Source organism: Serratia sp. NCCP-200 (genome assembly GCF_059697885.1).
This window is the reverse complement of record NZ_BAAKUJ010000002.1, coordinates 432989-456738: the sequence shown is the minus strand read 5'-3', so window position 1 is coordinate 456738 and position 23750 is coordinate 432989. Positions and strand designations below refer to the sequence as shown.

The following is a 23750-nucleotide window of genomic DNA, read 5'->3' as shown; positions in this document are numbered from 1 at the left end:
GTTTCAGCAAGCGAAAAACGCCGATTGGTGCTTAAAATGAGAGCGCTCTACAAATGATATTAATTCGCATCGCGAATATATAAGTCGAGATGATGAAAAATGATACGCAGTGATAACCAAGTTAATTCTTAGAAAAAAACAAGCGTGATCACCGCTAACAACAGCGCAAGGGAGGGTTGGTTTTAGGGATAAAAAAGCCGAAAAGGACGCAGCCTGTGTGCACGGGGCTAGGTGCGGAAATTTGTAGGGGACGAACATGTTCGTCCCAAGTGGGTCAGACGGTTAACCCTCCGTCGAGGATCAGGCTCTGTCCTGTCATATAACGACTGTCATCACCGATCAGAAATACCGCGGCCCTGGCGACTTCGCTGGCCTTGCCCAAACGCCGCAGCGGGATTTGTTTGCGCAGCGCCTTCAGCGCCTCCGGTGGGATCACGTCTGTCATCTCGCTGTGAATTATCCCAGGCAGCAGGCAATTCACCCGGATGTTAAAGCGCGCCACCTCCAACGCCAGCGACTTGGCCAGGCCTATCATCGCCGATTTACTGGCAGCGTATGCCGTCTGCCCCACATTGCCCTTGATGCCCGTTACCGAAGACATCAGTACGATAGCTCCTTCCCCCTGCCCCATCATGGCTGGCAGCAGGTGCCGGTTCCAGTAGAATACGGCATTGAGGTTAGTGTCGATCACCTGCCGCCAGCGCTCGCTCGTTTGTTGGATATGCAAACTGTCTTGGGCGATCCCCGCATTATGGATCACAGCCACAGGCGCTCCGAGGCGGGTCAACAGTTCTGGTGCTACAAGGTTCACCGCCTGCTCATCACTACCATCGCAAACAACGCTTTCCACCCAGCCAGGCAAACCGGCACAGGCCTCAATCACCTCGGCTGAGGGCGATTGATCGCTACGGCAAGTCAACACCACGTTCCACCGTTTGGCCAACTCTTCCACCAGCGCGCGGCCAATCCCCCGGCTACCACCGGTCACTAATACCCATTGTCTGGTCATAGGCTTATTTATGCTGTTCGGCCAGAGATTGGCACAGTTCACCCAATGTCATATTGGGTTTATCGATAAACATTTCGGCACTCAACGTGGCACCAAATTCACGCTTGGCCAGCACCATCAGTTCGACGTAATCCAGGCTATCGAGTTTTAGCTGATGCAAGGGCATCTCTGGCGAGAGGTCATCCATCTCGAGATCTTTGGCGTCACAGATCATTTCGCTGACGGTGAGGTAAATTTGTTGGTACTTTTCCATGGTATATCCTTATGTTTTTAACTGGCCAACGGCCAGGTTTTCAAGGTGACTGCCGTTGTTATCAGCGGTTGCGACAGCGTGTTAGCCTGGATCTCCGCCCGTAACACCCAGCCGCTGTGTTTATCCCCCATGATCAACATTGGCGAAATCTGGTAGTACAGCCGCTCGGCAAGGTGAAAATGGGGAGCGGGGGTAAAAAGCTGGGCGCTAAAGTGGGTTTCATGGTGTGTCTGCACCACCGGGATCTGCGCGAACACGTCGAGCAGCGTCTCGGCAGCCAGTTCGGGAAACGCTGCGCTCAGCGTCGCCAGCGTTGCCGGCGATTGCACCAACAGCTGAAATAACAGCGCATCAAAGAACCCCCAAGTCTGAGTGATATCTGAGACCTCTCCGGGAAATCGGCGGGCTAGTGCCATCACGTCAGCCATCGTCATCGAGTGTTCCTTCACGCCAACACTCGATGGCAAGAGTGGGGCTGAAGTCAGCGTGCTGCTAAAACAGCGTTCCTGCGTGGTACTGTCCAGCAGCGTACCGGTCACCGAGCTTCCCTTGCAGGCTATCTGCAACTGATAGGACGTCTGGCACAACACTGGCTGGCGCAAACGTGCGCGGAAGGTACAGCCATCCTGATCCGGCGCTGCAGCCAGCAGGGCTGTGCTCAGGTGGCGTTTCATATCCAGCATCGCACGCATCCCATGCACACTTAGCTGCGCCACACCGATCTTGCGCGCCTGTTGCAGGTCAAAATGGATCGGATTGTAATCGCCAGAAAATGCGGCCCAGGCTTCAGCATCTTGCACGGTATAAGTAAGATCCATACTCATGCCTGCCCGATTACCAAGGCCGCATTGGCACCGCCAAAACCAAAGCTCAGATTCAGCGTATTTTGTAACGCTGCAGAGCGATGCCCCTCACCGATGTAATCCAGATCGCATTGTGGATCGGCATTCATCAGGTGACAGGTCGCAGGCATCATCTGATGTTGTATGGCTTGCAGGCAAATAATGGATTCAAAACTGCCCGCCGCCGCAATCAGATGCCCGGAATAAGATTTGGTGCTGGAAAGCGGTGTGCTAAAAGCGGCTTCACCGAAGGCCAGTTTGATGGCCTGTGTTTCGTTCAGATCGTTGAGCGGCGTCGAGGTGCCATGCGCATTGATGTAGTCGATATCAGCCGCCGCCAATCCCGCCTGATCCAATGCTCGCGCGATAGTCTTGACCCGCGCAAGCTTGTCTTCGGCCGGGGCAGTAAAATCGACGGCATCGGAATAATTACCATAGCCTTTGATCTCGCCAAGGATAGTTGCCCCGCGAGCCAGCGCGGCTTCCCGTTCTTCCAGGCACAAAACGGCCGCCCCTTCTGACAGCACAAAGCCGTTGCGATCCAGGCTGAACGGGCAGCAGGCCTTGCGGATATCTTCCTGCTCGCTCGCCAACGCTCGAAGGATATCGATGTTCCACACTGCGGCATCGGTACGCAGCGACTCCCCGGCCCCGGCAAGCATCATGGAGGCGCGACCACTGCGGATCACCTCAAAAGCATCACCGATGGCGATCGTCCCGGTCGCACAGGCCGCGATCGGGCTGTTTTGATAACCGCGCAGGCCCCAGAACAGGCTGCACGCCGCCGTAGCCGCATTCGGCATCGACAGGAAACAGCCAAATGGTGACCCCAGCCCCGTGCGCAGATAGCCTTCATAATTCATATGGGTTTCATCCTGCCCTGCCCAGCCACTGCCCATAATCGTGCCGCACTCCAGCAGATCGTAATAGGCCGCCGGGCTGTCGCCCTGAAACGCCATGCCCATCGCCTCACGGGCCGCGGCCAACACCAGCCGGGCAAAACGCGGCAGGCGACGACGGATCGCCGCAGGAACCCCTTTCAAGCTTGGCTCCTCGTCGATCAGCCCCAGAAAACGCGACTGGATCCCCACGCTGGATTTATCGTAATAACGGTAACCTAGCTGATAATCCATGATCGCCGCCCAGCTTTGCGTTGCATTCATTCCCAGCGGCGTCACCGCCCCGTAACCGGTGACCACCACTCGGCGCGGCATTAAACCTTTATTCATGATTTCCCCCTTTCCCTGTCATTTTCTTTTGCCACACCGCCGCCCAGTGCCTGCCAGAGTTTCATGGTGGCATTGAGGTAGCTGTACTGCAGATCCGCCAGATTATTTTCAATGGTCAGCAGGGCATCTTCCGCATCCAGCAGAGTCTGGAAAGAAACGGCTCCCGCCTGGTATTGGCTAGTCGCCAGCGCTAAACGCTGCTGGCCTAGCTGCAGATTCTGCTGCTGGTTTTTCCTTTGCTGCTGATAGCCAAGCCGCTGCGTCATGGCGTTATCCACATCGGACAAGGCACTGTAGACCGTGCTGTGAAACACAATCGCCGCCTGCCTGACAGCCAGATCCGACTTTTCGATGGTAAGTTGTACGGTGTTCCATTCCACAAACGGTAAGGCAGCGTTAGCGCCCAGTGTTCTGGCCGGGTTACTGAACCACTGCTGGAAAACATGACTGGCAGCCCCGAGTGAGGCACTCAGCGAAAGCGTCGGATAAAAGCCCAGGCGGGCCACATCCGAACCTGCCAACGCCGCGCGCAGCTGGCTTTCCGCCGCTTTCACATCCGGGCGGCGGGCGATAACCTCAACCGGCAGCATCTTGGCTATCGGTACATCCTGGTGGGTGTCCAGAGAAGATCGCTCTACCTGACGATCGGTGGGAGAACGGTTGAACAGGATGGCCAGCGCGTTGCGGGCCTCCTCGCGCTGTTGTTGCAACAGGCGCAGCCGGTTTTCACGCTCGATCACCGATTGCTGCGCCTGCAATACATCAAGTTGCCCAACCGCGCCCGCTGCGTAGCGGGACTGCACCATGTCGAGCGTCTGCTTACTGATTTGCAGCCCGGTCTGCTGTTGCGTGATCTGCTGATTGAGGCTGGCGATCTGCCAGTAATAGCGCGCGGTATCACCAATCAATATCAACGCGGTGTTTTCCCGATCCTGCTCCGAGGCCTCAACCTGCCACTGTGCCTGCTCTCTGGCCCGCGCCAGCTTGCCCCACAGATCCAATTCATAGCTCAAATCCAGCGAGGTACGGTAAGACTCCGTCGGGGTGGTATTGCTGCGCAGGTTTTTTTCATTGCTTGCGCCGCCGCTAATCGCCACGTCCGGTGTCAGGTTGGTATTGGTTAACCCTGCCGCCAATCGCGCCTGCTGTAGCTGCAATCCGGCAATCGCCAAATCGTTGTTACTGGTCAGCACCCGACCAATCAGTGTCGAGAGCTGTGGATCGTCAAAGCTGTCCCACCAGCGTTGGCTGTGCTGTAAATAACCCGCCCCGCTCTCCTGCTGCCGCCATTCGGAGGGCACAGAAAGCATGGGTTGCTGATAGTCGCTTTTGACTAATGAGCCACACCCCGTCAGCAATAAGGGGAATAGCAGTGTGCAGGAAAATTTACCCATCATCATTCGCGTGCCAGCGCCTCCGTAGGGTGAAGGCGCGCTGCATTACGCGCTGGGAAAAAGCCAAATCCCAGGCCGATCAGCGCCGAAAATCCGCAGGCCAGCACCATCGGTGGCCAGGTAAAGATCATGGAAAACTCCTGCGTTACCCAGGAGAAAATCACCCCGGCCAGCCCGGCACCGATAATGCCAATCAGCCCACCCAGCGAGCAGATCACCATCGCTTCGATCAGAAACTGGCGCATAATATCCGCAGGACGCGCCCCAACCGACAGGCGGATGCCGATCTCATGGGTTCGTTCGGTCACGGATACCAGCATGATATTCATCACGCCAACGCCCCCCACCAGCAGGGAAATTCCGGCGATGGCGGTGATTAGCAGCGTCATGGAGTCCGACGCCTTGCGAATAGCCTGCGTCATCTGATCATTGGTCTGGGTGAAAAAGTCACGCTGGCCATGCGCCTGCTCCAGTAATGCTTCTACCCGGCCTTGCACCTCACGTAATGAAATGCCGTCATTGACCCGCAGGGTTATTGATTCGATCGGCATATTGCCGGACATTCGCTCCAGCAACGCGGTGTATGGCATCCACGCCCCAAGCATCATGCCGCTGAACTTGCCGCCCTTACGCTCGGCAATACCGATAACCCGGTAAGGCGTACCCGCCAACTGGATGATCTCCCCCTCGGGCTCCTCATCCGGTTCAAACAGCGTGGCGCGCAGTTCTGGATCGATGATCACCACCGGTTCACGCTCGTCCAGATCGCGCCCGGTAAAGCCGTTGCCGGAGAGGAAATGTAGGCCCTGTACGCGAAAATACGCGTTGCTGATGCCGGAAATCGACACCATGGCCTGCTTGCCTCCACGTACCGCTTTTACCGTATTGCTGACCAACGGCGACACGCTATCGACATAAGGTTGCTCCGCCAGCAGTTCGACATCGGACACCGTGAGCGCCCGCGCAAAGTCGGGGCGGAGATTATCCCAGCCCAGCCCCGGCCGGATCTCCAGCGTACTGGTGCCCAGCTGGCTGATTTCATTCAGAATACTTTGCCTAGCCCCTTCCCCGACCGCCATGGATGACACCACCGAAGAGATACCGATGATGATGCCCAGCATCGACAGAAAGGCCCGGGCGCGGTGCCCCAACAGGGCCCGCCAGGCCATCTTGACGGCCTCTTTTACGCTTTGCCAAAACCTTGTGCGGCCAGTAGCCACAGCAACCGGCAGCGCTGGCGGGGTCTCCAACGGCGCGACGGCATAGTTGGCCTTGTCGGAAATAATCTCACCGTCGCTGATTTCAATGATGCGCTGTGCCTGATTGGCGATATCACGATCATGGGTCACGATAATCAGAGTGTGTCCTGCCTGATGCAGCGCGTGCAGGATCCCCATTAACTCTTGGCCGCTGGCACGATCGAGCGCCCCCGTCGGTTCGTCAGCCAGAATGATTTCCGCCCCGTTCATCAGTGCCCGGGCGATACTGACCCGCTGTTGCTGGCCACCGGAAAGCTGGGCCGGTTTGTAATGGATACGCTGCTGCAACCCAAGCCGGGTCAGTAAATACTCGGCCCGTTGCTGACGTTCAGCCGTCGGCATCGCCGTATACAGAGCCGGGATGGCGACGTTTTCAGCGGCACTGAGGTACGGCATCAGATGATAGCGCTGGAAAATAAATCCTATGTACTGGCTGCGTAATTGAGCCAACTGTTCGCTACTGGCCTGGGGGGTGGAAATACCCTTGATGGACATTTCCCCCTGCGTCGGCTTATCCAGGCAGCCGATAATATTCATCAGCGTGGATTTCCCCGAGCCGGAAGCGCCAATGATCGCCACCATTTCACCCCGCTGAATGGTGAGTGAGATAGATTTCAACACCGCCACCGTCTGCAATCCGGACACAAAGTGGCGGGATACGCCGCGCAGGGCGATCACAGGCTCATTATGTTCAGCCATGATGATCGCTTCCCGTCACCGAGGAGCTCAGCACCACGCGATCTCCCTCGTTGAGCCCTTCTTTGACTTCGGCAAACTGCCGGTCATTAAGCCCAATACGGACCCAACGTAGCTCAAGCTGCTTGCCATTCATCACCTGCACCTGATAGCGGTCTGCATCCCGCTGTGCGCCAAAGGCGGCAACCGGTACTCGCAGGATATTCCTGGCCTGTTCGGTGATGATAAACACCTGGGCAGTCATTGAGGTTCGTAGCAAACGCTGGGCGTTGGCGATCACAAATACGCCGTTGTAATACACCGCAGAGGCTTGTTGGCTGGAGGAAGTCGCAAGGCTGTCGTCCAGCAAGGCCTCGCCAGGCGCTTCCTGGATCGATCCCATCACACTCTCATAGCGCTTTTTCGGATCGGCAACCACGTAAAACCACAGTGGCTGCCCAACGCGAACCTTGAGGATGTCCGTTTCTGAAATGCGGGTATGCACTGACATGGTATCGACATCCGCCAACACCAAAATGGTGGGTACGGTTTGAGAAGAGACAATGGTTTGCCCCTCTTTGGTGACAATCCCCAACACTTCACCGTCAATCGGCGCGACAATGCGGGTAAAACCCAGATTGGCGCGGGCCGTTTCCAGCTCCATCTGCGCCTGAACGATTTGGGCATCATTCACCTTTAGCTGGGCGACCTGCGTCTGGAGCTGGGCCTGGGCTTTCTGCAACTCACTTTTTATGCCGGAGCCTTCGCGATCCATTCTGCGCTGCCGGGTCAGTTCCTGCTGATACTGCTTGAGCATCGCCTGAGTGACCTGTTTCTGCGCCTGCGCGCTTTGTAATGCCGCTTCTGATTTACGCAGCGCATTCTGCTGCAACGTAGGATCAATCTCCGCCAACAGTTGCCCGCGAGTGACGCGATCCCCCTGTTTCACATACAGCTTTTGCAGTTGCCCGTTGACCTGCGCACCGACGCTGACTTGCAGCAACGGTTTAAGTACCCCGGTAGCCAGCACCGTTTTCTCAATGTCACCGCGGGTAATTTCGGCAGTATTGAGGGTGCCATCTGATGTTGGCGTCATGGCATACCAGACAACCGCACCGCTCAATGCGGCCAATGCCAGCACCACCATCGGCAGCTTCGTTCCTGTCATTTTAATCTTCATGAGTATGCTGCCGCTGTCAGGTCTGGTTGCGGTGCGAACAGGGTATCAACCTGCGCCATACTCCCATTGTCCATGCGATAAACCCGATCAAACATCGACAGCACGCTTTCGCTGTGTGTCACGGTGATCAGCGTTTTTTGATGTTCACGGCAATGGGCAAGCAAGGTCGTCATCACCTGATGCGCCGTATTTTCATCCAGGTTGGCCGTGGGTTCATCCAGCACCAGCACCGGGCAATTGCTGTACATTGCCCGTGCCAATAACAGGCGTTGGCGCTGCCCCAGGGACAACCCGGCATGGCTTTCACGGATCAGGGCGTTGAGGCCACCCGGCAGTTTTTCAACGACCGAGTGCAGATTCAGCCCCTCAAGGGAACGTTTAATCCGCTGGTGTTGATGCTCATCCACGTTCTCATCAAACAGCGTGATGTTCTCTAGCACCGAGGCATTGAACAAAATATCTTCCTGACTTTGCAGGAAGAACAAGGTGTGTAGCTGCCGATAATCGACCGGTTGACCATCGACCACCACCTCACCTTGCTGCGGAGCCATCAGGCCGGTCATCACTTTCAGCAGCGTGCTTTTGCCCGTCCCCGACTCACCGACAATGGCAATCCGTTGGCCGGGTTGCAGCGATATCGACAAATCATGCAGCACCGGCAACTGGGCATCGTAGGCAAAGACAATATGGCGAAAACTCAACCGAGAGCTGAACTGCGGGAGCGTTTTAGGTGCCGCTTCATGCTCTGAACTGGAAGGAAACAGATCCCGCGCACGGGTATCAATGACGTGCAGCTGGTTCTTTTGCAAAATGGCGTAGAATATTTTGGTGATATACGAGGTGAAAATCTCCCGCACAAAACTGTAGGCAAAAAACTCCCCCAGCGTCAGGCCCCCCTTTTTCAACAATGGCAACGCCAGCAGCATGAAAAACACCATCTCCAGGCTACCGATCAGCTGATACAGGCTGCTTTTTACCTGCTCATAGATCCTCTGCTGCTGCTGGCAGGTAAACAGAGACAGCGCGTAGCGGGCAAACACGCTTTTGCGCTGGCTGTCCAGCCCAGCGGATTTGATGGTGGAAAAACCCTGAATGCTTTCCAGAATAAAGTCGCTTTGCTCCGCCGTTTTTACCTGCAACTGCTGGGTGTAATAGCGATCGCGATAGATGGCCCAGATGCTGATCAATCCCATTAGCGTAACGCCAACGCCAGAGACCATCGCCAACAACGGGCTCATGTAACACATGACGCCTAACGCGATAGCGCCGATAATCCAATCGGTACGCAGGCCGTTATCCAGCTCGATCTTGATTCCGGACGCCAGCTGCCAGTTGGAAAAGCGGCTGAACACCTCGCCTGGTGCGCGTTTGGCAAAGAAGTTAAGTGAGTTACTAAGTAACCGCGAGAAACCGGCAACGCTGTTGACCACCACAAAGCGTTTGATAAACCGCTCCGTAACCCAACGCACGGCGAAGGCCAGCAGGGTTGAAACAAAAAACGCCAGCAGGAAATAAAAATACGGAAAGTCGGCGTCACCCGCCGAGGAGTAAACCTGATTGATGGCGCTGCCCACCATCGTCGGCATGATGAACAGGGTTAAGGAAATCAGAAAGGCCAGCACCATCAGCCGATAGATACCCGGCATCCTGGCGGTCTCTTTCAGGCTCATGCACTCCAGGGCTTTGAAACCCGTACTGCGCTTTTTATCAGCCTGTGCCTTTGGGTCGGGTTGTCTTTCACTGTCCAGCACCAGCGCGTAGCCGCTGATTTCCAGTTTTAATGCATCGATGGGCAACAGCTGCTGGCCTATCGCCGGGTTCATCACGCAGACATAGTTGCCTTGGCGGTACGCCAGCAGCACATAGTGGCTGGCACCATAGTGTAAAATGGCAGGCAGGGGCAGCTCCGCCAGCTCCCCATGGTCGAAAATCACCGGGTAAGCGGGTATGGCCAGCTCAGAGAGAATGGTACATAACGTGGTCAACGAGGTGCCATGCTGCGACGCAGGATAGCGTTCACGCAAGTTCTCCAGCGGGGCATCGATGCCCTGCGTCTGCGCCAGCATGGCGATGCAGGCCAACCCACACTCATTGGTTTCACCTTGAAAAACCTGCGTCGGGATTATCTTTTCCATGATCTGACTTCTTCAATTTCCAGATTATTCATTGATAAAAAATAACGAATGCGAGTGCCATAACAGCCAGTCTTCAGGATGCCGAGCTATCGATGCTTCAATGATTTCCGGCAGCCTGGCCTTCAGGCTGCGAGCCTGCATCGGTGGCTCAATATGGATTTTGAGTTCCTGGTCGTAATACAGGTAATAAAAAACCACCTGCGCCGATAACGCCCGGGCAATACGTATCACTCCGCTGTGCAGATTGGCAGGGCGATCAAAAAGCCGACAAGGTAGTTTTGCCGTTGCTGCCGTATTGGCATTGACGGTGTAATCGGGGGTGATATCAGGGAAGATCATGATGTTCCGCTGATGATCCGCTGCCTCCATGATCGCCGCCATCAGGTTGCCGGCAATTTCCCGGCTATCGTCATGGATCGAACAATAAGCAAGATTGACCTTCCCTAGCTGACGGACTTGTTCCTGATAGATTTCCACACTACTGGAAACGATCACCGTTGCCTGACCAGGGAAAGCCGCGCCCCCAACCATCCCGGCCAACACATCGGAAACCATATGCAACGGAGCTAGCACCACCGGCGAACCGGCTTGATGCAAAGGCTCCACCACGGCATTCAACTGTGCTTTACAACGCTCCATCTGAGCCTGTATCTGTGGGCTTTGCCCATAGGTAGCGGCCAGATCCAATAGCCGCCGACGATAGCTCATCCCGGCAAAATCCAATTTACGGCCATCGCCAAGCAAGCACTGCTTATTGGCAGCGGCCACGAAAGCACGCCTACGCTCCCCTCGGTCTCCCAGCCGCAACCTTCTGCCCCACGCCGCCAGCACAAGAAACCAACGATAATCACCGTGCTGCAATAACCAACAGGAGGCGCTTCTCTGTGCTTTGCGCAAGGGCGCCAGACTACGCATCAGCGTTGCCAGGCTATTTCGCCATGCCAGATAGGCCCACACAGCAAAGAAACGCATTAGGGCTCCAGCGGTTTGTCATGCTGTAACAACGACAACAAGTGGTCAGCAAATTCGGGGAACTCACGATCCTGCAGTGCCAACCATTTCCTGTTGACGATAAAGCTCGGCGTTGCATCTATGTTGTAATAGCGGGAGACCTCGGTCATATAGCTCAGCAAGGCTTTCACCTGCGGGATCTGGCTAACACGGGCGTACTCCGCGGGATCGATGTTTTGCTCCTGAAGCCAGATATCACGATTTTTAGGGTTACTCAGATCGACCTTGTCCCGGATAATTGCGTCATAGGCGCTTTGACGGTGCTGCGGTTCAATGCCCATTATCGTTAACGTCGCAAACAACGAGGAAAAACTGGCCAAACCATTCATCTGCTCGTTATTGATATGCAAACGGACCAACTTGCTCCCGGCAGGCATCCGCGCTTCCAGCTTATCCAGGTTTTCTTCATTCAGGGCGCAGTAGTGGCAGCCATAAGAGAAGAGTTCGATAAGGGTATTGCCTTCTTTGATCGGACTATTATTAGCATTATTATTATCGAAAGCGATCAGGCTTTGCTGATCGTCATTAGTATTCAATACAAAATAGTGAAAATAGGCTGTCGTCATAAGTGATGAAACAATAATAACCACTAACGTATACAGGGTAATAAATAGAGGGGTTCTGAACATAAAAACTCGTCCTAAAAAGGCCTGCTAATTAGCTTTATCGTTGCGAAACAGGCTGACACGAAAAAGTCGCATCAGCACTGAAATAAACGCTGAATAAGGGTCCACGTTACCCGCCCTTACTGGACACAGGCTTGAGCGTAACTCGGACTCAATAACCCTCTATTCAAGGGTAGTAAGGACGGTGGCAGCAGGAAACCTTTACTCAGTATTACTGCTCAATAATACCGCAATGGGCCAGCGCAGTAGGCTTAGAGTCCTGGCTGATGACTTTACCGGTTTTGTCGGTACAGGTTGTTACCATATTGCACTTGAAACCAGAGGCGACATATTTGGTAGTACAGGTTTTACAGGTACCGCCGACGATTGAGTTGGCTTGAGAAACAGTAAGCTTTTTCACAACATAATCCTTATATAGTGAGTATAAATCAGCCTTGGCATTATCTATCTTGATAGAAAATAACCATGCTTAGTATAAAGACACAATGAAATATGCCTTTATTAAAGCATGCTGATTATTATTTACCACCCTGTATTTCGGGCAAGAATAGCCGATCAACAAACGCAGATCAATAAATTTATGGCTAATACGCAGAGCGCCAAAATATAAGTATAAGTGGTCGCAACTTTTCGTTATTTCGATATTTAGTAATAGGAATAAGCCAAGGGGAGCGACTCAAAATTTACACAAAATAAAATGCAGGCTAGATAAATTCCGCGAGTTTATTACCCTGATTTTATTATGGGCGTAGAATGACAGTTAACGGAACGCAGGCCAAATGACCAAAATCAGGGACAGTAAGCGGAGGGAAACGGACATGAGGGTAGCATTCAAAGCAAAACAGAAGATGTCTCTTGACCAGAAGATCCGATCAAGAGACAAACAGGCAAGGGAACACGCTAGGCTTGGCTAAGCTTAAGCGCCAATCTTGGCCCAGGTATCACGCAGGCCTACGGTGCGGTTAAACACCAAACGATCGGCCGTAGAATAGCGGCTGTCGGCGCAGAAGTAGCCTTCACGCTCGAACTGGTAGGCTTTTTCCGGCTGGGCAGCTGCCAGGCTTGGCTCAACAAAGCCTTGCTTGATAATCAGCGATTCCGGGTTGATGGTGGCGAGGAAGTCCTCTGCCGCCGCCGGGTTAGCCACGCTGAACAGACGATCGTACAGGCGAATTTCTGCCGGTAAGGCGTGTGCAGCAGACACCCAGTGGATCACGCCTTTCACCTTGCGACCATCGGCAGGATCTTTGCTCAGCGTATCGGGATCGTAGGTGCAGAAAATGGTGGTGATTTCACCCTCTGCATCCTTCTCTACGCGTTCAGCCTTGATCACATACGCATTGCGCAGGCGCACTTCTTTGCCCAGCACCAGACGTTTGTACTGCTTGTTGGCTTCTTCACGGAAGTCTGCACGATCGATATACACTTCGCGGCTGAACGGCACTTCACGGCTGCCCATTTCCGGCTGGTTCGGGTGGTTAGGCATGGTCACCATTTCCACGTCTTGCGACATGTTCTCGATGATCACCTTCACCGGATCCAGCACGGCCATGGCGCGCGGTGCGTGCTCATTCAGATCGTCACGAATACAGGACTCCAGCGCCATCATCTCGACGTTATTGTCCTGTTTGGTGACGCCGATACGCTGGCAGAACTCGCGAATAGAGGCGGCCGTATAGCCACGACGACGCAGGCCGGACACGGTTGGCATACGTGGGTCATCCCAGCCTTCAACGATCTTCTCGGTCACCAGCTGGCTCAGCTTACGCTTGGACATGATGGCGTATTCGAGATTCAGGCGTGAGAACTCGTACTGACGCGGATGGCAAGGGATGGTGATGTTATCCAGCACCCAGTCGTACAGACGGCGGTTATCCTGGAACTCCAGGGTACACAGCGAATGGGTGATCCCTTCCAGCGCATCGGAAATGCAGTGGGTGAAATCGTACATCGGGTAGATGCACCATTTGTTCCCGGTCTGGTGGTGTTCCGCAAACTTGATGCGGTAGATCACCGGATCGCGCATCACGATAAACGGCGAGGCCATATCGATCTTGGCGCGCAGGCAAGCGGTGCCCTCGGCAAACTCGCCGTTACGCATCTTCTCAAACAGCGCCAGGTTCTCTTCAACCGTGCGGGTACGGTACGGGCTGTCTTTGCCCGGAGCCGTCAGCGAGCCACGGTATTCACGGATTTGCTCGGGAGAAAGCTCGTCAACATAGGCCAGGCCTTTGTTGATCAGCTCAACCGCATACTGGTGCAGTTGATCGAAATAGTCCGAGGAATAACGAACGTCGCCGCTCCAGGTAAAGCCTAACCACTCCACATCGTGCTTGATGGAGTCGACAAATTCGATGTCTTCTTTTACCGGGTTGGTGTCATCGAAACGCAGGTTACATTGGCCCTGATAATCCTTGGCGATGCCAAAGTTCAGGCAAATGGACTTGGCATGGCCGATATGCAGATAGCCATTAGGCTCCGGTGGGAAACGTGTATGAACCGACGTATGCTTCCCTGATGCCAGATCTTCATCAATGATCTGACGGATAAAATTGGTTGGGCGGGCTTCTGCCTCACTCATGTCACTATTCCTCAAATGCAAAGCGCTACACATATAACCTTCTATGTTCCAATAAGCCGCGCCCAGAAACAACCGTTATTCGTCAAGTTCCCGTGCTGCAAAAACAAAAAAAGCGGGAAAAGATCGCTCTTTTCCCGCTGATACTGCTTACCGCCCGTTTAACGCCCGGGCGGAGCCAGGGTTAAACCCAACTTATTTCTGGATCTCAAACAACTTGGTTTGACCAGCAACCACATTGCCGGTTGCCAGCGCCGTCAGGCCAGCATAGTCGTCAGCATTGCTGACCACTACCGGGCTGATCATCGAGCGCGCGTTGGCGTTCAGGTATTCCAGATCCATTTCCAGGATAGGTTGGCCTGCTTTCACCTCAGCACCCTCTTCCACCAGGCGTTTGAAGCCCTGACCGTTCAGCGCCACGGTGTCGATACCCATGTGCACGACGATCTCCGCGCCCTTGTCTGTTTCCAGGCAGAAAGCGTGGTTGGTGTTGAAGATTTTCACCACGGTGCCATCAGCTGGCGCCACGACGGTTTTATCGGTTGGGCGAATAGCCACACCGTCACCGACCGCTTTGCTGGCGAAGGCTTCGTCCGGCACCTGATCCAGAGCCACCACTTCACCGGTTACCGGCGCCACCAGCGCTTCCAACACGGTTTTAGCAACGTTAGGAACAGCCTGCGGTTTAACTTCTGCCGCAGCGGCTGCGGCGGCTGGAGCAGAGGCTGCCGCTACCGGGCCTGCTGCAATCACTTTGCTCATCGCACTGGCAATCAGTTCGGCACGAGTCCCGACAATTACCTGCACGCTTTGCTTGTTCAGACGGATCACGCCAGAAGCACCCAGGCGTTTAGCCAGAGCATCGTTCACCAACGCAGAATCTTTGACGTTCAAACGTAGACGGGTGATACAGGCATCGATCCCGGTCAGGTTGTCAGAACCCCCGATGGCGCTCACATAGCGACGAGCCAGGGTAGTGGTTTCATCTTCGTTTTTACCCGCAGCGGTATCCACGTCATAACCGTCGGTTTCGTCACCGGCAACCGCCAGTTCACGGCCTGGGGTCATCAGGTTGAATTTTTTGATGGTGAAGCGGAAGACCACGTAGTAAATAGCGAAGAACACCAGGCCTTGCGGGATCAGCATGTACCAGTGGGTCGCCAGTGGGTTACGCGTTGACAACGCCATATCCACCAGACCGGCACTGAAGCCAAAACCGGCAATCCACTGCATGCTGGCCGCGATGAACACGGAGATACCGGTCAGAATGGCGTGGATCACATACAGCACAGGCGCAACGAACATGAAGGAGAATTCCAGCGGCTCGGTGATCCCGGTGAAGAAGGCAGCGAACGCCCCCGCCATCATGATACCCAACACTTTCGCTTTGTTCTCAGGACGCGCGCAGTGGTAGATGGCCAGTGCTGCACCTGGCAGACCGAACATCATGATTGGGAAGAAGCCTGCCTGGTAACGGCCGGTGATACCGACAGTGGCTTTACCCGCTTCGATAGACTGCGAGCCACCCAGGAAGTTAGGAATATCGTTAATACCGGCAACGTCAAACCAGAATACCGAGTTCAGCGCATGGTGCAGACCGACCGGAATTAACAGACGGTTGAAGAAGGCGTAGATACCGGCACCGGCAGAGCCGAGCTTTTGGATCTGCTCACCGAAGCTGACCAGACCGTTGAACACCACCGGCCAGATGTACATCAGGATGAAGGCAACCAGGATCATCAGGAAGGAGATCAGGATTGGCACCAGACGGCGGCCGCTGAAGAATGACAGCGCTTTCGGCAGTTCAACACCGCTGAAACGGTTGTAGACTTCGGCAGAAATGATACCCACCAGGATACCCACGAACTGGTTCTCAATTTTGCCAAAGGCGGCTGGAACCTGATCGAGAGGGATCTTCTGAATCATTGACACCGCGGCAGGTGAACACAGCGTGGTCACTACCAGGAAGCCGACAAAACCGGTCAGTGCAGCAGCACCGTCTTTGTCTTTGGACATACCGTAAGCCACACCAATGGCGAACAGGACCGACATATGATCGATAATGGCCGAACCAGATTTGATGAACAAGGCTGCCAGAGCATTGTCCCCACCCCAGCTAACCGGGTCAATCCAGTAGCCGACACCCATCAGGATGGCTGCGGCAGGCAGTGTGGCTACCGGAACCATCAAGGCCCGACCCACCTTTTGTAAATAACTAAGAATGTTCACCTTTTCCCCCTATTCGTCCGATGCCGGACCCTATTGGCAGTTTATTGAGATAACTCACTACCTTTTTAGAAATAACGCTTGGCACGTATCACTCATGCGGAGTGTAAAAAAATTATTTCGTATCGCAAATTAAAACCTCCTTTTTTGTGACAAATGTCACCAAAAAGTAGTGTTAAACTGCCACATTGCTAGCCATCGCACAAAACTTATTTTATCATTCAAAAAATCAACGGACAGTAATCCCTAATACCCGCTTCACAAAGCTGAGTTACGCTTTAAGCTACGGTTGTTGCCCGTACCAGTATAGACACAGTTTATTCTACCTAGAGGTGTACGATGAGACTTATCCCACTACAAGACACTACTCAAGTCGGCAAATGGGCCGCACGCCATATCGTTCAGCGTATCAACGCCTTCAAACCGACCGCAGATCGCCCGTTCGTCCTTGGCCTGCCAACCGGTGGCACCCCGCTGGAAGCCTACAAACACCTGATCGCGATGCACAAAGCCGGTGAAGTCAGCTTCAAGCACGTCGTGACCTTCAACATGGACGAGTATGTTGGCCTGCCGCAGGAACACCCGGAAAGCTACCACACCTTCATGTACCGTAACTTCTTCGACCACGTTGATATCCCACGTGAAAATATCAACCTGCTGAACGGCAACGCACCAGACGTTGACGAAGAGTGCCGTCAGTACGAAGCCAAGATGAAATCCTACGGTAAAGTTAACCTGTTCATGGGCGGCGTGGGCTTCGATGGCCACATTGCGTTCAACGAACCAGCGTCTTCTCTGGCTTCACGCACCCGTATCAAAACGCTGACCGAAGAAACCCGCATCGCCAACTCCCGCTTCTTCGACGGTGACGTAAGCCAGGTGCCAAAATATGCCCTGACCGTCGGCGTGGGTACCCTGCTGGATGCGGAAGAAGTGATGATCCTGGTCACCGGCCGTGGCAAGGCACAGGCGCTGGAAGCCGCAGTGGAAGGCAGCATCAACCACCTGTGGACCATCAGTTGCCTGCAGCTGCATGCCAAAGCCGTGGTGGTTTGTGACGAACCGTCCACCATGGAACTGAAGGTGAAAACCGTTAAGTATTTCCGCGAGTTGGAAGCGGAAAGCGTTAATAGTCTTTAATTTTTTGCAGGGGGCTACATGTTCGCTTTAACCCAATGCCGGATTTTTACCGGCCACGACGTGCTTGATGACCATGCGGTAGTGATTGCTGATGGCCTGATTGAACGAGTCTGCCCACTGGCCGAGCTGCCAGCAGGCATCGAAACGCGCGATCTGGGTGGTGCCATCCTAGCCCCCGGTTTTATCGACGTGCAGCTTAACGGCTGCGGCGGCGTGCAATTTAACGACTCACTGGAAGCCATCTCGGAAACCACGCTGGAAATCATGCAGCGCGCCAACGAGAAATCCGGCTGTACCAGCTATCTGCCAACGCTGATCACCTGCAGCGACGATTATATGAAGCACGGCATCAACGTGATGCGCGCTTATCTGAAGAACCATCCTAATCAGGCCCTTGGCCTGCATCTGGAAGGCCCGTACCTGAGCCTGGAGAAGAAAGGCACCCACAACCCGGCGTTTATCCGCAAGCCTACCAGCGAGATGATCGACTATCTGTGTGCCAATGCCGACGTGATCAGCAAAGTGACCCTGGCGCCAGAAATGGTGGAACCACACTTTATCAAACAGCTGAGCGACGCCGGTATCGTGGTGTCCGCAGGCCACTCCAACGCCACTTACGATCAGGCACGCGTTGGTTTCGCCGCAGGCATTACCTTCGCCACCCATCTGTACAATGCCATGCCGTACATCAGTGGCCGCGAGCCGGGCCTGATGGGCGCGATCTTCGACACGCCAGAAGTGTATACCGGCATCATTGCCGATGGGCACCACGTGGCCTGGGCGAGTATCCGTAACGCCAAGCGGGTAAAAGGTGATAAATTGGTGCTGGTTACCGATGCTACTGCACCAGCAGGCGCGGATATCGATCAGTTTATTTTCGCGGGTAAAACCATTTATTATCGTGACGGCCTGTGCGTTGACGAAAACGGCACGCTGAGCGGCTCCGCACTGACCATGATCGAAGCGGTGCAAAACAGCGTAGAGCATGTCGGTATCGCACTGGACGAAGCGCTGCGTATGGCAACGCTCTACCCGGCTCGCGCTATCGGTGTCGAACAACGTTTAGGCACCATCGAAGCTGGCAAGGTCGCCAACCTGACCGCCTTTACCCGTGATTACCAAATCACCAAGACCCTCGTTAACGGCAACGAGGTTTAATCCATGAACAGCGAGTAGAATTATTGATGAGCACTGGCGGACAAGCACAAATAGGGAATGTTGACTTAGTTAAGCAACTTAATGGCGCAGCAGTGTATCGCCTGATCGACCAGCAAGGCCCGATCTCGCGCATTCAGATTGCCGAACTCAGCCAGCTAGCCCCCGCCAGCGTCACTAAAATTACTCGCCAACTGTTGGAGCGCGGGCTGATCAAAGAGGTCGATCAGCAAGCCTCCACCGGTGGCCGCCGTGCCATTTCCATTGTCAGCGAAACCCGCAATTTCCACACCGTTGCCGTCCGCCTGGGGCGCCATGATGCCACTATCACCCTGTACGATATGGGCGGTAAGTCGCTCGGAGAGGAGCACTACCCTCTGCCGGAACGCACCCAGGAGACACTGGAAAACGCACTGCTCAACGCCATTGCGCAGTTTATCGAAAGCTACCAGCGCAAACTGCGCGAACTGATCGCCATTGCCGTGATCCTGCCTGGCCTGGTCGATCCGGCTTTAGGTGTAGTGCGCTATATGCCGCACATCAGCGTCGATAACTGGGCGTTGGTCGAAAGTCTGCAGCAACGCTTCAACGTCACCAGTTTTGTCGGCCACGATATCCGCAGCCTGGCCTTGGCGGAGCACTACTTCGGGGCTACCCGGGATTGTGAAGACTCCATTCTGGTGCGCCTGCACCGGGGCACCGGGGCCGGGATCATCGTCAACGGCAAAATCTTCCTCGGCAATAACGGCAACGTGGGGGAGATTGGTCATATTCAAATCGATCCCCTCGGCGAGCGCTGCCACTGCGGTAACTTCGGCTGCCTGGAAACCGTGGCAGCCAACGCTGCTATCGAACAACGCGTACGCCACCTGCTGAGTCAGGGCTACCCAAGCAAAATGACGCTGGACGACTGTAGCATTGCCGCCATCTGCAAAGCCGCCAATCGCGGAGATTTGCTGGCCAGCGAAGTGATCGAACACGTTGGCCGCTATCTGGGCAAGGCGGTAGCCATCGCCATCAACCTGTTCAACCCGCAAAAAGTGGTGATCGCCGGTGAAATCACCGAAGCGGACAAAGTGCTGTTACCCGCCATCCAAAGCTGCATCAACACCCAGGTGCTGAAGGATTTCCGCAGAAACCTGCCGGTGGTCACTTCCGAACTCAATCATCGTTCAGCGATCGGCGCTTTTGCCCTGGCAAAACGGGCAATGCTCAACGGTGTACTTCTCCAACGGCTGTTAGAAAGTTAAACTGCCTGTTTGGCAGGGATGCACTTCTGGCTTTTTTGCCCTGCCGTTTATCATGAGACCAGCAACAATGACTATCAAAAACGTGATATGTGACATCGACGGCGTGCTGCTGCATGACAATACCCCGATCCCTGGAGCCGATCTGTTCCTGGCTCGTATTCAGGAGCAGGGAATGCCGCTGGTGGTGCTAACCAACTACCCTTCGCAAACCGCCCAGGACCTGGCCAACCGCTTTGCCGCCGCTGGCCTGGACGTGCCAGAAAGCGCGTTTTACACCTCAGCGATGGCAACGGCCGATTTCCTGCGCCGCCAGGAAGGTAAAAAAGCCTATGTGGTGGGCGAAGGCGCACTGATCCACGAACTCTACAAAGCCGGCTTTACCATCACCGATATCAACCCGGATTTCGTGATCGTGGGTGAGACCCGTTCCTACAACTGGGACATGATGCATAAAGCGGCCTTCTTCGTGAACAACGGGGCACGCTTTATCGCCACCAACCCGGATACCCATGGCCATGGTTTCACTCCCGCCTGTGGGGCTTTATGTGCGCCGATCGAGAAGATCACCGGCCGTAAGCCGTTTTATGTCGGCAAGCCTAGCCCGTGGATTATCCGCGCCGCGCTGAACAAGATGCAGGCACATTCGGAAGAGACGGTGATTGTCGGGGACAACCTGCGCACCGATATCCTGGCAGGCTTCCAGGCCGGGCTGGAAACCGTGCTGGTGCTGTCTGGCGTCTCAAACCTGGACGATGTTGAATCCATGCCGTTCCGCCCGAGCCATATCTTCCCTTCCGTGGCGGATATCACCATTTTTTAAGCCGCAAGCAATGGCCCCTCACCCTAACCCTCTCCCACAGGGAGAGGGGACCGATCCAGTTCGCTGATGTTTTGGCGTTCTTCCCTCAGTAGCAAAGGTTCGCCTTAAACATCCCCCTTATTGCAGATCAAACTTCTGCACGCGACAACGACTCTGCGCTGGCTCCCTCTCCCTGTGGGAGAGGGTTGGGGTGAGGGGAAACATCGATCATCAAAATGTCTGAAAATTTATCTCGCCCTCGCCTCATTCGGTAATAAATTAGATATTCGTCAATTTTTACCGCTAAAAAATGAATATCCACTAATTTTAGCACCCCACCCCAAGACTATTTTTCAGCGTAACGTTAAATCGCTTGCATCTACCTCAGCTTTTGACGCATTTTCATTATCAGAAGGCAGCAAAGCCGCACCGTTACTGAACATGCAGGCACGCTGTACATCACATCACCGCCATAAAATGTCGTTAGGAGAGTTTGTATGTGTTCTATTTTCGGTGTGCTCGATCTGAAGTCCGATCCGGTTGAATTGCGTAAAAGAGCGTTGGAACTGTCGCGCCTGATGCGCCATCGCGGCCCAGACTGGTCCGGCGTTTTCGCCAGCGATAAAGCCATTCTGGTTCACGAGCGCCTGTCGATTGTTGATGTGAATAACGGTGCTCAACCGCTTTACAACGCCGCGCACACCCACGTATTGGCGGTTAACGGTGAAATTTATAACCATCAGGCCCTGCGTCAGCAACTGGGTGAACATTATCAGTTCCAGACCGGCTCCGACTGCGAAGTGATCCTGGCGCTGTATCAGGAAAAAGGCCCGAACTTCCTGGACGATCTGCAAGGTATGTTCGCCTTTGCCCTATACGACACTGAAAAAGACGCCTACCTGATTGGCCGCGACCATCTCGGCATCATCCCGCTGTATATGGGGCATGATGAGCACGGCAACCTGTATGTCGCTTCTGAGATGAAGGCGCTGGTGCCGGTCTGCCGCAGCATTAAAGAGTTCCCGGCGGGCAGCTACCTGTGGAGCCAAGACGGTGAAATTCGCGAATACTACCAGCGTGACTGGTTCGACTATGACAACGTCAAAGACAACGTCACCGATGCCAACGCACTGCGCAACGCGCTGGAAGAGTCGGTCAAAAGCCATCTGATGTCCGACGTGCCTTATGGCGTGCTGCTCTCCGGCGGGCTAGATTCCTCGGTGATCTCTGCAATCACCAAAAAATATGCCGCACGCCGGGTAGAAGATGATGAGCGCAGTGAAGCCTGGTGGCCACAGCTGCACTCCTTCGCCGTCGGGCTGGAAGGTTCCCCGGATCTGCGTGCGGCTCAAGAGGTCGCTAACCACCTTGGTACCGTCCACCATGAAATCCACTTCACGGTACAGGAAGGTCTGGATGCCATTCGCGATGTGATCTACCACATCGAAACTTACGACGTCACCACCATCCGCGCCTCCACGCCGATGTACCTGATGTCACGCAAGATTAAAGCGATGGGCATCAAGATGGTGCTGTCCGGCGAAGGGGCTGATGAGGTGTTCGGCGGCTACCTGTACTTCCATAAGGCGCCAAATGCCAAAGAATTCCACGAGGAAACCGTGCGTAAGCTGCTGGCGCTGCATATGTACGACTGCGCTCGCGCCAACAAAGCGATGTCTGCCTGGGGTGTAGAAGCCCGCGTGCCATTCCTGGATAAAAACTTCCTGGACGTGGCGATGCGCATCAACCCACAGGATAAAATGTGCGGCAACGGCAAGATGGAGAAGCACATTATTCGCCAATGCTTCGAGTCTTACCTGCCAGCTAGCGTGGCCTGGCGCCAGAAAGAGCAGTTCTCCGACGGTGTCGGTTACAGCTGGATCGATACGCTAAAAGAAGTCGCTGCCAAGCAGATTAGCGATCAACAGCTTGAAACAGCACGTTTCCGCTTCCCGTACAACACGCCAAACAGCAAAGAAGGCTACCTGTACCGCGAGATTTTCGAAGAGCTGTTCCCACTGCCGAGCGCGGCGGAATGTGTCCCTGGCGGCCCTTCCGTAGCCTGCTCATCGGCAAAAGCCATTGAATGGGACGAATCCTTCAAAAAGATGGACGACCCATCAGGCCGTGCAGTAGGCGTACACCAATCAGCCTATAAGTAAACCGTCACCGTTTTACCTTCGGCGGGCCTGATGGCCCGCTTTTTTGTGGATGTTTTCAACCGTTAATGGCCTAATCTGCCGAATTTATCACCATAATGTTCACAACCCAGTCAAACAACCCGTTCAGTCGCTTTTTCGGGAAAAAACTTGTTGACGCAAATCGGCCATATACGCATAATGCGCCCCGCAACGCCGATGAAGGTTGAGCGAAAAAGATGGCTACGTAGCTCAGTTGGTTAGAGCACATCACTCATAATGATGGGGTCACAGGTTCGAATCCCGTCGTAGCCACCAATCTTTTTTGCGGGAGTGGCGAAATTGGTAGACGCACTAGATTTAGGTTCTAGCGCCGCAAGGTGTGCGAGTTCAAGTCTCGCCTCCCGCACCATTTTCTTTCATCGTCGTGCATGCAGCAGGTGGGGTATCGCCAAGCGGTAAGGCACCGGTTTTTGATACCGGCATTCCCTGGTTCGAATCCAGGTACCCCAGCCATCTTTTTCAGGATGGGGCGCTGTAACAATTTGATTGTGTTATTGGGGTATCGCCAAGCGGTAAGGCACTGGTTTTTGATACCAGCATTCCCTGGTTCGAATCCAGGTACCCCAGCCATGCAACGCAATTGAAAGTCACAAAGATTAGTGAATGGCTACGTAGCTCAGCTGGTTAGAGCACATCACTCATAATGATGGGGTCACAGGTTCAAATCCCGTCGTAGCCACCATGCTGTCTGTTTTACATTTGGGGTGTCGCCAAGCGGTAAGGCTCTGGTTTCTGATACCAGCATACCCAGGTTCGAATCCTGGCACCCCAGCCAAATTTAGAAAAGC

At 54.4% G+C, this 23750-nt stretch carries 18 protein-coding genes and 6 tRNA genes; 11 read left to right on the top strand and 13 right to left on the bottom strand.

The window, feature by feature from the left end; translation table 11 throughout:
* Window positions 1-274: 274 nt before the first annotated feature.
* The 13 genes from AC6HVW_RS07410 to nagE form a co-directional block, all read right to left on the bottom strand.
* Window positions 275-1009 carry an SDR family oxidoreductase gene (locus tag AC6HVW_RS07410; RefSeq protein ID WP_071682266.1) on the bottom strand — a complete coding sequence of 245 codons (735 nt, stop codon included), beginning with the start codon at window positions 1007-1009 and terminating at the stop codon, window positions 275-277.
* Between the two features lie 4 nt (window positions 1010-1013).
* Window positions 1014-1262, bottom strand: coding sequence for an acyl carrier protein (locus AC6HVW_RS07405; protein WP_021805305.1), 249 nt, complete (start codon window positions 1260-1262; stop codon window positions 1014-1016).
* Between the two features lie 17 nt (window positions 1263-1279).
* Window positions 1280-2080 carry a MaoC/PaaZ C-terminal domain-containing protein gene (locus AC6HVW_RS07400; RefSeq protein WP_081367047.1) on the bottom strand — a complete coding sequence of 267 codons (801 nt, stop codon included), beginning with the start codon at window positions 2078-2080 and terminating at the stop codon, window positions 1280-1282.
* Between the two features lie 2 nt (window positions 2081-2082).
* Window positions 2083-3333 (bottom strand): beta-ketoacyl-[acyl-carrier-protein] synthase family protein, encoded by a 1251-nt coding sequence (locus AC6HVW_RS07395; RefSeq protein WP_071682268.1) that lies wholly within the window; start codon window positions 3331-3333, stop codon window positions 2083-2085.
* The gene (locus tag AC6HVW_RS07390) at window positions 3330-4730 is read right to left on the bottom strand and encodes an efflux transporter outer membrane subunit (protein WP_497569374.1); all 1401 of its coding nucleotides are present in this window, start codon (window positions 4728-4730) and stop codon (window positions 3330-3332) included. Before AC6HVW_RS07390 ends, AC6HVW_RS07395 begins: the two co-directional genes overlap by 4 nt.
* Window positions 4730-6685 carry an ABC transporter permease gene (locus tag AC6HVW_RS07385; RefSeq protein WP_071682269.1) on the bottom strand — a complete coding sequence of 652 codons (1956 nt, stop codon included), beginning with the start codon at window positions 6683-6685 and terminating at the stop codon, window positions 4730-4732. The genes AC6HVW_RS07390 and AC6HVW_RS07385 overlap by 1 nt, the downstream gene beginning before the upstream one ends.
* Window positions 6678-7841: an efflux RND transporter periplasmic adaptor subunit gene (locus tag AC6HVW_RS07380; protein WP_497569319.1), complete on the bottom strand. Its 1164-nt coding sequence runs from the start codon at window positions 7839-7841 to the stop codon at window positions 6678-6680. Before AC6HVW_RS07380 ends, AC6HVW_RS07385 begins: the two co-directional genes overlap by 8 nt.
* Window positions 7838-9976 (bottom strand): peptidase domain-containing ABC transporter, encoded by a 2139-nt coding sequence (locus AC6HVW_RS07375; protein WP_497569318.1) that lies wholly within the window; start codon window positions 9974-9976, stop codon window positions 7838-7840. The genes AC6HVW_RS07380 and AC6HVW_RS07375 overlap by 4 nt, the downstream gene beginning before the upstream one ends.
* Window positions 9977-10000: 24 nt before the next feature.
* Window positions 10001-10948 carry an ABC transporter gene (locus AC6HVW_RS07370; protein ID WP_497569317.1) on the bottom strand — a complete coding sequence of 316 codons (948 nt, stop codon included), beginning with the start codon at window positions 10946-10948 and terminating at the stop codon, window positions 10001-10003.
* Window positions 10948-11616, bottom strand: a complete 669-nt coding sequence (locus tag AC6HVW_RS07365) for a thioredoxin domain-containing protein (protein ID WP_497569316.1) — start codon at window positions 11614-11616, stop codon at window positions 10948-10950. The genes AC6HVW_RS07370 and AC6HVW_RS07365 overlap by 1 nt, the downstream gene beginning before the upstream one ends.
* Window positions 11617-11824: 208 nt before the next feature.
* Complete coding sequence (locus AC6HVW_RS07360) at window positions 11825-12013, bottom strand: DUF4762 family protein (RefSeq protein ID WP_071682274.1); 189 nt, start codon at window positions 12011-12013, stop codon at window positions 11825-11827.
* A gap of 516 nt (window positions 12014-12529) precedes the next feature.
* On the bottom strand, window positions 12530-14194 hold the full coding sequence (glnS, locus tag AC6HVW_RS07355) for a glutamine--tRNA ligase (protein ID WP_071682275.1): 1665 nt from the start codon (window positions 14192-14194) through the stop codon (window positions 12530-12532).
* Between the two features lie 192 nt (window positions 14195-14386).
* Entirely contained in the window at window positions 14387-16420 is a 2034-nt protein-coding gene (nagE, locus tag AC6HVW_RS07350) for an N-acetylglucosamine-specific PTS transporter subunit IIBC (RefSeq protein WP_071682276.1), read from the bottom strand.
* 336 nt (window positions 16421-16756) lie between these two features.
* On the opposite strand from nagE, the gene nagB reads away from it, so the two are divergent.
* From nagB to AC6HVW_RS07295, 11 genes are all read left to right on the top strand, one after another.
* Window positions 16757-17557: a glucosamine-6-phosphate deaminase gene (nagB, locus tag AC6HVW_RS07345; RefSeq protein WP_021805317.1), complete on the top strand. Its 801-nt coding sequence runs from the start codon at window positions 16757-16759 to the stop codon at window positions 17555-17557.
* An 18-nt stretch (window positions 17558-17575) separates the two neighbouring features.
* The gene (gene nagA / locus AC6HVW_RS07340) at window positions 17576-18715 is read left to right on the top strand and encodes an N-acetylglucosamine-6-phosphate deacetylase (RefSeq protein WP_021805318.1); all 1140 of its coding nucleotides are present in this window, start codon (window positions 17576-17578) and stop codon (window positions 18713-18715) included.
* 26 nt (window positions 18716-18741) lie between these two features.
* On the top strand, window positions 18742-19962 hold the full coding sequence (gene nagC / locus AC6HVW_RS07335; protein ID WP_021805319.1) for a DNA-binding transcriptional regulator NagC: 1221 nt from the start codon (window positions 18742-18744) through the stop codon (window positions 19960-19962).
* Window positions 19963-20029: 67 nt separating this feature from the next.
* Window positions 20030-20782 (top strand): HAD-IIA family hydrolase, encoded by a 753-nt coding sequence (locus AC6HVW_RS07330; protein ID WP_021805320.1) that lies wholly within the window; start codon window positions 20030-20032, stop codon window positions 20780-20782.
* 476 nt (window positions 20783-21258) lie between these two features.
* Window positions 21259-22923: an asparagine synthase B gene (gene asnB / locus AC6HVW_RS07325; RefSeq protein ID WP_021805321.1), complete on the top strand. Its 1665-nt coding sequence runs from the start codon at window positions 21259-21261 to the stop codon at window positions 22921-22923.
* 217 nt (window positions 22924-23140) lie between these two features.
* Window positions 23141-23217, top strand: a tRNA-Met gene (locus AC6HVW_RS07320).
* Between the two features lie 9 nt (window positions 23218-23226).
* A tRNA-Leu gene (locus AC6HVW_RS07315) sits at window positions 23227-23311 on the top strand.
* Window positions 23312-23340: 29 nt separating this feature from the next.
* Window positions 23341-23415 (top strand) — tRNA-Gln (locus tag AC6HVW_RS07310).
* A gap of 42 nt (window positions 23416-23457) precedes the next feature.
* Window positions 23458-23532, top strand: a tRNA-Gln gene (locus AC6HVW_RS07305).
* Between the two features lie 35 nt (window positions 23533-23567).
* Window positions 23568-23644: transfer RNA gene (locus AC6HVW_RS07300), tRNA-Met, on the top strand.
* Between the two features lie 18 nt (window positions 23645-23662).
* Window positions 23663-23737, top strand: a tRNA-Gln gene (locus tag AC6HVW_RS07295).
* The last annotated feature ends 13 nt before the right edge of the window (window positions 23738-23750 follow it).